General features: G+C 65.1%; 9 protein-coding genes. 7 read left to right on the top strand and 2 right to left on the bottom strand.

What is annotated here, in order from left to right; all coding sequences use genetic code 11:
- Positions 1 to 4: 4 nt before the first annotated feature.
- Complete coding sequence (locus BRAS3843_RS26310; RefSeq protein WP_008972143.1) at positions 5 to 664, top strand: ferric reductase-like transmembrane domain-containing protein; 660 nt, start codon at positions 5 to 7, stop codon at positions 662 to 664.
- Here the strand turns inward: BRAS3843_RS26310 and BRAS3843_RS26305 are convergent.
- Entirely contained in the window at positions 661 to 930 is a 270-nt protein-coding gene (locus BRAS3843_RS26305) for a hypothetical protein (RefSeq protein WP_008972142.1), read from the bottom strand. The two genes, BRAS3843_RS26310 and BRAS3843_RS26305, sit on opposite strands and share 4 nt — an antisense overlap.
- 585 nt (positions 931 to 1,515) lie before the next feature.
- On the opposite strand from BRAS3843_RS26305, the gene BRAS3843_RS26300 reads away from it, so the two are divergent.
- On the top strand, positions 1,516 to 2,628 hold the full coding sequence (locus tag BRAS3843_RS26300) for a DUF2336 domain-containing protein (RefSeq protein WP_035982814.1): 1,113 nt from the start codon (positions 1,516 to 1,518) through the stop codon (positions 2,626 to 2,628).
- A 15-nt stretch (positions 2,629 to 2,643) separates the two neighbouring features.
- On the opposite strand, the gene BRAS3843_RS26295 is transcribed toward BRAS3843_RS26300, so the two are convergent.
- The gene (locus BRAS3843_RS26295) at positions 2,644 to 3,282 is read right to left on the bottom strand and encodes a cupin domain-containing protein (RefSeq protein ID WP_244425473.1); all 639 of its coding nucleotides are present in this window, start codon (positions 3,280 to 3,282) and stop codon (positions 2,644 to 2,646) included.
- A gap of 216 nt (positions 3,283 to 3,498) precedes the next feature.
- Between BRAS3843_RS26295 and BRAS3843_RS26290 the strand changes: the two genes are divergently transcribed.
- The 5 genes from BRAS3843_RS26290 (at position 3,499) to BRAS3843_RS26270 (ending at position 9,869) form a co-directional block, all read left to right on the top strand.
- Positions 3,499 to 5,199, top strand: a complete 1,701-nt coding sequence (locus tag BRAS3843_RS26290; RefSeq protein ID WP_008972139.1) for a peptide ABC transporter substrate-binding protein — start codon at positions 3,499 to 3,501, stop codon at positions 5,197 to 5,199.
- A 536-nt stretch (positions 5,200 to 5,735) separates the two neighbouring features.
- Positions 5,736 to 6,686, top strand: a complete 951-nt coding sequence (locus BRAS3843_RS26285; protein WP_008972137.1) for an ABC transporter permease — start codon at positions 5,736 to 5,738, stop codon at positions 6,684 to 6,686.
- 3 nt (positions 6,687 to 6,689) lie between these two features.
- Complete coding sequence (locus BRAS3843_RS26280; RefSeq protein WP_008972136.1) at positions 6,690 to 7,565, top strand: ABC transporter permease; 876 nt, start codon at positions 6,690 to 6,692, stop codon at positions 7,563 to 7,565.
- A gap of 37 nt (positions 7,566 to 7,602) precedes the next feature.
- Complete coding sequence (locus tag BRAS3843_RS26275; RefSeq protein WP_008972135.1) at positions 7,603 to 8,931, top strand: FAD-binding oxidoreductase; 1,329 nt, start codon at positions 7,603 to 7,605, stop codon at positions 8,929 to 8,931.
- Between the two features lie 11 nt (positions 8,932 to 8,942).
- Positions 8,943 to 9,869 (top strand): glyoxylate/hydroxypyruvate reductase A, encoded by a 927-nt coding sequence (locus BRAS3843_RS26270; protein ID WP_008972134.1) that lies wholly within the window; start codon positions 8,943 to 8,945, stop codon positions 9,867 to 9,869.
- Positions 9,870 to 9,875 lie beyond the last annotated feature (6 nt).

The following is a 9,875-nucleotide window of genomic DNA, read 5'->3' as shown; positions in this document are numbered from 1 at the left end:
CCGCATGTCCCGATCTCGGCAAGACAGGTTCGAAGACTGGTTCGAAGGCAACCGGCTGCTCGCCCTCCTCGCTTTGATGCTGATCGCGCTCAGCCTCTGGCTCGCCTCCATGAGAGGCTTCGAGGTCGAGGGCGTGCGGATGGTGATCCGCTTCACCGCCAAGACATCGCTGGCGCTGTTCTGCCTCGCCTTCTCAGCCGGCGCACTGGCACGTCTGTGGCCGAACGGCTGGACCGGCTGGTTGTTGCGCAACCGCCGCCAGTTCGGACTGGCGTTCGCGGCTTCGCACGCGATCCATGCGCTCGCCATCCTCGCCTTCGCGCGGATCGACCCGGCGGGCTTTGCCGCCGCAACCAGCCCTGCCTCGTTCATCTTTGGCAGCATCGGCTACGCCGCGATCATCGCGATGACGGCCACGTCGTTCGACCGCACCGCCGCAGCACTTGGCCCTCGCAACTGGCGACGGCTGCATCTGTTCTGTGGCTATTACCTGCTGCTGCAGTTCATGGTCTCCTTTGGCAAGCGCGTGCCTGCCATGCCGCTTTACGCCCTGTTCCTCATCCCGCCGCTCGCCGTGCTGGTCGTCCGTCTGGTCGCACGAGCGTCCGCACGCCGCCCACATCGTGCGACCACGGTGACGACAGCCAGTGAGGCAGGGATTTAGGCGGATCCGCCGGTCGGCTCGGATTGATCCGCGATCAGGTGAAATTCGCGGCCCAACCGGCGCTGCACGCTCATCACCGCGCGGTCGACATCGCTGATCAGGCTATCGCCGAGCACGACCTCCGGGATCTGCCAATTGCGCCCTTCGCGCACATGCGGCAGTGGCGTCACCGCAGGAACCTGCACCGTCTCGCAGCCCGGTTCGCTCCGGATCGCGTCCTCCACGAGACGGGTCAGCTCGGCCTGCGTCTTGCCGATCGGCGCCATCAGCAGCCGCCTCCAGGACTGAGATGCAGGCAAATACCGCAGATCGTCAGCGGGCTAGGCCGGCCAGTGATGATCATTGAGGGCATGAGGATCTTTCTGCGAAGCGCCGGGTGCGAGACGAACGCGCCCCGTCGCGAAGCGGCAGCAGAGCCAGTCCCAAGAATTTGCATTAAAGCACAATTCTTCGGAGGCTTTCATCCGAAGTGAGCGGGGCTTCGATCAAGGAAGAGGATGAAGAAACCCGGCTTCGTGCCTGATCTAACAAGCGCTTTGCGCTTCTAACTTGCCATCGAGCAAGCCGCACGAAGAACGCTGATCAATCCTCAGTTCTTCGCCGTCGCCGCTGTCGGCACGCGTCTCACAACCAAACTCTTCGGTTGCTGACAAACTGCCCGAAGCGCTGCATCCGAAATCGCCAGACGAAGCTAGCGCGCCGAGCTTAATTTTTCCTCTCTTTTTTCCGGGTTTCTACGGAGCCACGATCTAACGCGTTGTTATCTGGATCGCGCAAGACTTCTGCCGCAAGCGATATGGCCATCGCGCCAGACCGCGGCTCGGACAACGGACATCCAGGCGACCATCATCGTGCAGCAGCCAGAACAGCTCATGCTCTCGGAGCATTCGATCATTGCCGAGCTCGAAACCGCGGTGCGCAGCGGCTCCTCGGAAAAGCGCGTCAACACGCTGCGCCAGGTCACCACGCTGTTCCTGCATGACGGCGAACGCCTGAGCGAGGAGCAGATCCAGGTATTCGATAACGTGCTGTGTATGCTGGTCTCCCGGGTGGAGGCGCGAGCGCGTGCGGAGCTGTCCAAATGCCTGGCGCTGATCGATTACGCGCCGATCGACGTCATTCAGCGGCTTGCCCGCGACGACGAAATCGCGGTCGCCGAAAGCGTGCTGAAGCATTCCACCCGGCTGACGGAGAACACGCTGGTCGAGGTGGCCTCGACCAAGGGCCAGGCGCACCTGATGGCGATCTCCGGCCGTGCGCATCTAACCGAAGCCGTCACCGATATCATCGTCGACCGTGGCGAACGCCGCGTGCTGCGCAAGCTCGCCACCAACGCCACCGCGCGATTTTCCGAAGACGGCTATTCGGGGATGCTGGCGCGCGCGGAAGAGGACGACGAACTGACCGAGCTCATCGGCCTGCGCGTCGACCTGCCACCGAAACATTTGCGCGATCTGCTGCGCCGCGCCACCGAGACGGTGCGCACCAAGCTGATGGCGCAGGCCAGCCCGGAGCTGCAGCAGGAGATCCAACGGGTCCTGAAGACGTTCACGGACGCGGCGCGTGCCGAAACCGGGCTTTCGGCCCGCGACTTCGCGCTCGCCGAAGAGGCGGTCAAGCGCATGAAGGGCCTCAACGAGCTGAACGACGCCGCGATCGGCTGGTTCGCCGAAGCCCGGCGCTTCAGCGAGATCGCCGCCGCGCTCGGCCTGCTCAACAATGTGCCGACCGAGCTGATGGCGAAGGTGCTGGAAGGTCCGCGTGCCGACCTCGTGCTGATCCCCTGCCGCTCAGCGGGGCTCGGCTGGTCCGCGGTCGCAAAGATCCTGCGCTTCCGACCGGTAAAGCACGGCATCGACCCGGAAACCCTGCGGCTCGCCGAGAAGGACTATAGCCGGCTCTCGCTCGATACCGCCCAGCGCACGGTGCGGTTCTGGATGGTGCACAACAAGGTCGGCAAATAGCGCACCACCGGACGCTCAGTCCGGAGCCGGATCGCTTCGCCTCAACGTCGTCACCCAAAGCACGCGGGCCACCCGCTGGGTCGGGTTGTCGAACATGTGCGGCACGATGCTGGGGAAGCGGAAGCTGTCGCCAGCCTCCAGCACATGGGCCTCGTGATCGAGCCAGAGGCGAAGGCTTCCCGACAGGATGTAGCCGGCCTTCTCGCCGGTATGCTGGACGAAATCGGTCCCCGACGAACCGCCCGGATTGAGGGTCAGCTCGTAGAATTCGAGCTCGCCCTTTCCGGCCGGCGTCAGCGCCTCCTTGACGACGCCGCTGGAGGTGAGCCGAAGCAGCCGCCGGTGGTTCTTGCGCACGATGTAGCGCTGGGGCGCAGGCGCAGCGCTGTCCTCGAAGAAATAAGAGATCGGCACGTCGAGCGCGACGCTGAGCAGACGCAGCGTGCGGATCGAGGGCATCGCGCGCGCCCGCTCCAGCTGGCTGATCATGCCGGTCGAGAGCCCCGTGCGGTTGGCGACATCCTGGATCGACAGCCCCGCGCGCTGACGCAGCAGCCGGACGGTCTCGCCGAGACGCTGGTCGCCGGCCTCCTCGGCGTCAGCTAGCGGAGCGTTCCTGGTGACCTTCGTGGGGCCGCGCTCGGTCATATCCATTGTCCCTTATCCCTTGCTGCCCAAGCGATCAGCATCCTGCGCGGATTAGTATCATTGAAAGCGAGTGCAATCGTCATCAGTAAGATTGACTCGCATATTTAGCCATGATGAAATTTATGTCGAGCGATTTAGGTGTGCTGAAGAATGGCCGGCTCCTGCGGCGGTGAGTGAGCCCGCGCCAGGATCAGGCATTGAGGTCACAGCGGAGGGGGAAACATGGCGGACGCTTCGAATCGACCCGGCATTCCGGCGTTGGATCATTCCTCCCTCGGCCTTCCCAGCCGCCGCCGCTTCATAATGTTGAGTGCCAGCACGCTTGCGGGTGCCGGCCTCGGCCTTTCGAACGCATTCGCCCAGTCCGAGGGACCGGGCAAGCCGCCGGAGAAGCCGCGCGGGCAGGTCATCGCGGCGCTCTCGCAAGAGCCGACCGTGTTTCACCCGCTGATGCCCGCCATCGAGGTCGATCAGGGCCTCTGGTGGCAGCTGTTCTCGCCGCTCTGGTTCATCGATCCCGACGGTAAGCTCGTGCCCGACCTCGCGCGCGAAATCCCGACCATCGAGAATGGCGGGCTCTCGGCGGACGGGCTGACCTGGAAGATCAAGCTGCGCAACGACGTGAAGTGGCACGACGGCACCGCGTTCACCGCTGACGACGTCAAGTTCTCGCTCGATCTGGTCAACAATCCGGATTTCCGCGCGCGCAGCCGGGTGGGCTTCAGCCTCGTCAAGGACATCGAGGTGGTCGCGCCCGATGAGATCCATTGGCGGATGGAATCCGCCTATTCGCCCTTTCTGTCGATCCTGTCCCTGACCTTCATGGTGCCCAAGCACATTCTGGAAAAGGTCTCCGATCCGAACAGCTCCCCATTCCACAACGCCCCGGTCGGGACCGGGCCATTCCGCTGGGGCGAGCGGGTGCCCGGAGACCATATCCTTCTGAACGGCTACACCGGCTATCACGGCAAGGGACCGTATCTCGAGCGCGTGGTCTTCAAATACATCCCGGACCTGACGGTGCTCTACACCCAATTTCGCACCGGTCAGGTCGACTACACCGGCATGCAGGGCATCCTGCCGAACTTCGTGCAGGAGGCGAAATCGCTGCGGGGCCGCAAGGTCTTCGTCTCCTCGACGTCGTCGGTGGAGCATATCGCGCCCAACCTGCAGTTCGGCCCGTTCGCCGACCGCGCGGTGCGCGAGGCGCTCTATCTCGCGATCAACAAGAAGGCGATCATCGACGCGCTCAATTATGGCCTGCCGACGCCAACCGAGAGCTTCGTACCGCAGCAGGCCTGGTCGTTCCAGCAGGGCCTGCCGCAGCACGCCTACGATCCCGCCAAAGCCAATGCCCTGCTCGATGCGGCCGGCTGGGTGCGCGGCTCCGGCGGCATCCGCGAGAAGGGCGGCGTCAAGCTCGAATTCACCAACTCGACCACGACCGGCAACGCGGTCCGCGAGCAGACCCAGCAGCTCCTGATGCAGGATTGGCGCGCGATCGGCGCGGCGATGCGCGTCAACAACATGCCGGCAGCCGTGATCTGGGGCGACTTCTGGCTGCAGTCGAAGTTCAATTCCGTTCTGGTCGGGGTGAACTTCATGCTGGGAAGCGATCCGGACGTGACGCCGCGCTTCGGCTCCGGCGCAATCCCCGCCAAAGGCGGCCGCGGCTACAACACCTATCAGTATCAGAGCGCGGAGGCCGACCGGCTGCTCGCCGCGGGCGCCAAGGAGTTCGACCTCGGCAAGCGCAAGACCATCTATGGCGACCTGCAGAAGCTCGTCCGCAACGATCTCGCCATCCTGCCGCTGTTCCAGGCCACCATCAGCGAGGGCGTCAAGGAGGGATTGCAGGGCTTCCGTCCCAACATCAACACCTCGTCGAACTGCTGGAACATCCGGGAATGGTATTGGACCTGAGGCGGTTGGATGGAGAAAGCACGGCGCCATGTATCTCGCCACGTTGATTGCGAACTCGCGCACCGATGACGGTCCGCCCCCTCTCTCTGTTCTTTACGGGGTCGCGACGAGCTTCACTCGCGCTGAGAGGGTTGGGATGAGGGGCAGACGCCCGAACGGTGTGAGTGTTGGTACCCCCTCACCCGGATTGCATCTTTTGATGCAGTCCGAGCCCTCAGCGCGAGCGAAGCTCGTCGTGTCACCGCAAGCGGCAGCGCTATCGCATATAGCGATATGGGGCGGACACGACGAGCGAGCCTGCCCATTAGTTACACCGTCATGCCCGGGCCTGTCCCGGGCATCCACGTCATTCCCAGGATGCCGAACGACGTGGATGGCCGGGACAAGCCCGGCCATGACGACGTGGAGAAAGACTCGGACAAAGTTTCGATCATTCTATGCGATAATCCTGCCCCCAGCGGGGCGAGGTTGGCACCGGCCGCATCACGAGATCGCAACGATGCTTATCGACGCTCGAACCAACGACATCGCCTGAGATGCTCCGCTACGTCGCCAATCGGCTGCTGCAGGCGGTGATGCTGCTGGTGATCGTCTCGGCGATCGGCTTTGCGATCCTGCATCTGGCACCCGGCGGTCCATTATCGCAATTCGCGGCGTCCTCGCAGATGACGCAGGAGGATCTCGATCGCGTGACCCGGCAATTGGGCCTCGATCGTCCGCTGCCGATCCAATATCTCGACTGGCTCGGCCGCATGGTCCGCGGCGATTGGGGCCACTCCTATCGCGACGGCGAGGCGGTGCTCTCCGTGATCGGGTCGCATCTCGGCGCCACGCTCGAGCTGATGGTGACGGCAACCATCATAGCCGTCCTGCTCGGCGGCTGGGTCGGAGTGATCGGCGCAGTCAGGCGCTATTCGCTGTTCGACCAGCTCGCGACCGTCGGCGCGATGATCGCGCTGTCGATCCCGACCTTCTGGTTCGGGCTGGTGACGATCTACGTGTTCTCGATCCAGCTCGGCTGGCTGCCGGCCGGCAACCGGGAGACGATCGGCGACGGCTCGATGCTCGACCTTTTGCACCATTTGATCGCGCCGGCGATGGTGCTGGCGCTGGTCGAGACCGCGATGTGGGGGCGCTACATGCGATCCTCGATGCTGGAGGTCATCAACCAGGATTACATCCGCACCGCGCGCGCCAAGGGCCTGCCGGAGCGGCGCATCCTGGCGCTGCATGCGCTGCGCAACGCATTGCTGCCGATGATCACCATCGCCGGCCTGCAATTTCCGACGCTGCTCGGCGGGGCCCTGGTCACCGAGACCGTGTTCACCTGGCCCGGCATGGGCCGCCTGTTTCTCGATTCCATCGGCTATCGCGACTATCCGGTGGTGATGGGCATCCTGATGTTCTCGGCCATGATGGTGCTGGTCGGCTCGCTGCTCGCCGACATTCTTTATGCCGTGGTCGATCCGCGGATCCGGATGGAATAGGCGATGAGCATCGTCGTGTCGCAGAGCGCCCACCCCACGCCCGGCTATGCCGCCTGGCGGCGTTTCCGCCGCCATCGGCTCGCCATGGCGGGCGCGCTGATCATCATCCTGCTTGCGCTCGCCTCGGCGCTCGGGCCGTATCTGCTGCCGTTCGACGACACCTATATCGACATCATGAAGCGGTTCGCGCCGCCTTTGTCGGGTGCGCATCTGCTCGGCACCGACGAGCTCGGACGCGACGTGCTGGCGCGGCTGATGATGGGAGGACGCGTCTCGCTCTCGATCGGCATCATCGCCATGGTGATTGCGATGGCGATCGGCATCCTGGTCGGCGCATTCGCCGGCTTCTATGGCGGCGCACTCGGCGCGGTCCTGATGCGGCTGGTCGATGCCGTGCTGTGCTTTCCGACCATCTTCCTGCTGGTCACGCTTGCCGCACTCACTGAACCCGGCCTGCTCACGACCACGCTCCTGATCGCCGCCACCTCCTGGATGAGCGTCGCCCGCGTGGTCGAGGCGCAGATCCGCGCACTTCGCGAGCGCGACTTCGCGGTCGCAGCCGTCGCGTTCGGATCATCGAACCTGCGCATCATGTTCCACGAGCTCGTGCCCAACGCCATCGCGCCGATCGTGGTCGCCGCCACGCTCAACGTCGCCACGGCCATCCTGCTCGAATCCTATGTGAGCTATCTCGGCTACGGCATCCAGCCGCCTGCGGCGAGCTGGGGCAACATGCTCAACAACGCCCAGATCTATCTGACCAGCGCGCCCTGGCTCGCCATTGCGCCGGGTGTGGCCATCACGCTGGCCGTGACCAGCTTCAACTTCCTCGGCGACGGACTGCGCGACGCGCTCGATCCGCGCATGAACGTCACGTGATCGACCACTGCAATGACCTTCCTGTCAGGAGAATGCCATGTCCCCGCCGCTCAACCGCATCGCAAGCGATGAACGCTTGCCGGCGCAGGCCGATGTCGTCGTCATCGGCGGCGGTGTCATCGGCGTCTCGGCGGCCTACCATCTGGCAAAGAAGGGACTCTCGGTCGCGCTGATCGAGAAGGGACATGTCGGCGCCGAGCAGTCGAGCCGGAATTGGGGCTGGTGCCGCCAGCAGGGCCGCGCCCGCGCCGAGATCCCGCTCGCGCGCGAGGCGCTGCGGCTGTGGGAGGACATGCAGAACGAGGCCGGGGTCGATGCCGGCTTCCGCCGGACCGGCGTGCTGTTCCTGACCAAGAACCCGGAAGAGCTGGCTGCCTGGGAAAAATGGGCGGCGATCGCGCGCGAGCAGCAGGTGCACTCGACGGTGCTGTCGCCCGCCGAAGTCGCCGAGCGCATGCCCGGCAACACCGATACCTGGGTCGGCGGCCTGCACACACCAAGCGACGGCCGCGCCGAGCCGTCGATGGCGGTGCCCGCACTTGCCATCGCCGCGCGCAAGCATGGCGTCACCATCCACCAGGACTGTGCGGCGCGCGGGCTCGAAACCGAGGGCGGACGCGTCAGCGCTGTGGTCACCGAGAAAGGCCCCATTCGCACCGGAGCCGTGCTGCTCGCGGGCGGCGCATGGTCTTCGCTGTTCTGTCGCCGCCATGGCATCGAGCTGCCCATCGGGCTCGTCAACGCCACCGCCTGCCGGACCACGCCGGGGCCGGAGATCACCTCCGGCGCGCTCGGCACCGATCTCTATTGCATCCGCCGCCGCCTCGACGGCGGCTTCACGCTGGCGCTGCGCGGCCGCGGCACGGTCGAATTGTCGCCGGACCTGTTCCGCTATGCGCGCGCCTTCCTGGCGACCTACAAAGAGCGCCGCAAAGGGCTGAAGCTGTCGTTCGGCAAATCATTCTTCGATCAGATCATCCGCGGCACCCAATGGAGCCTGGACAAGCCGTCGCCGTTCGAGGCCGAGCGCGTGCGCGATCCGGCGCCCGACATGTCGCTGGTCAATGCGGCGCTCGCCGAGCTGATCAAGGCCAATCCCGACTTGAAGGAGATCAGAATCGCGGAGGCCTGGGGCGGCACCATCGACACCACGCCCGACACCATTCCGGTGATCTCCAAGGTCGATCCCCTGCCCGGCTTCTATCTCGCGACCGGCTTCAGCGGTCACGGCTTCGGCATCGGTCCTGCCGCCGGCAAGCTCGCCGCCGATGTCGTCACCGGCGACACGCCGCTGGTCGATCCGGCCGCTTACAGCTATGCGCGCCTCGTCGACGGCCGGCCACTCGCGCCGGTCGGCCTGTTCTAGCGAGGCGGCCCATGACCTTCCTGTACAAGGCCAATACAGAGCGCGGCGCGGAATGGGCGCGCTTCTTTGCGGCGCGCGCGCCCGAACTGCCGTTCCGCCTCTGGCCTGACGTCGGCGAACCTAAGGACGTGCGCTATCTCGCGGCATGGATGCCGCCTGAGGATGTCGGCACAGCCTTCCCGAATCTCGAGCTGATCTTTTCAGTCGGCGCGGGCGCAGATCAGTTCGATCTCTCCAAACTTCCCCCGCACATTCCGCTGATCCGCATGATGGAGCCCGGCATTGCCGAGAGCATGGTGGAATATGTCACCATGGCCGTGCTCGCTCTGCACCGCAATCTCGTCAACTACATCGCGCAGCAACGCGAGCAGACTTGGCACGAGATCCGGATCACACCGGCGGCCAAGCGCCGTGTCGGCGTGATGGGGCTCGGCATGCTCGGCCAGGCCGTGCTCGACCGGCTTACATCGTTCGGCTTTCCGCTGGCAGGCTGGAGCCGTTCGCCACGGACCATCGACGGCGTCGACTGCTATGCAGGCGCGGATGCCTTGCCCGACTTCCTGGCGCGCACCGACATCCTGATTTGTCTGCTGCCATTGACCGACGAAACCCGCGGCATCCTGAACCAACCGCTCTTCGCGCGGCTGCCGCGCGGCGCCAGCCTGGTCAATGTCGGACGCGGCGGCCATCTGGTCGAGGCCGATCTGCTGGCGGCGCTGTCGCAAGGGATGCTGTCGGCGGCCGTGCTCGACGTCGCCGAGCGTGAGCCGCTGCCTGCGGATCATCCGTTCTGGAACCACCCGCGCATCCTGCTGACCCCGCACATCGCCAGCATGACCTCGCCGGCGGCGGCGGTGGACTACGTGCTCGATACCATCACACGCCACCACCGCGGCGAGGCCCTGCCCGGACGCGTCGATCGTGACCGCGGCTATTGACGATCC

The organism is Bradyrhizobium sp. STM 3843, from assembly GCF_000239815.1.
Lineage (GTDB): Bacteria > Pseudomonadota > Alphaproteobacteria > Rhizobiales > Xanthobacteraceae > Bradyrhizobium.
Note: the sequence above shows the minus strand (reverse complement) of the source record. Positions and strands in the feature narration are given on the sequence as shown.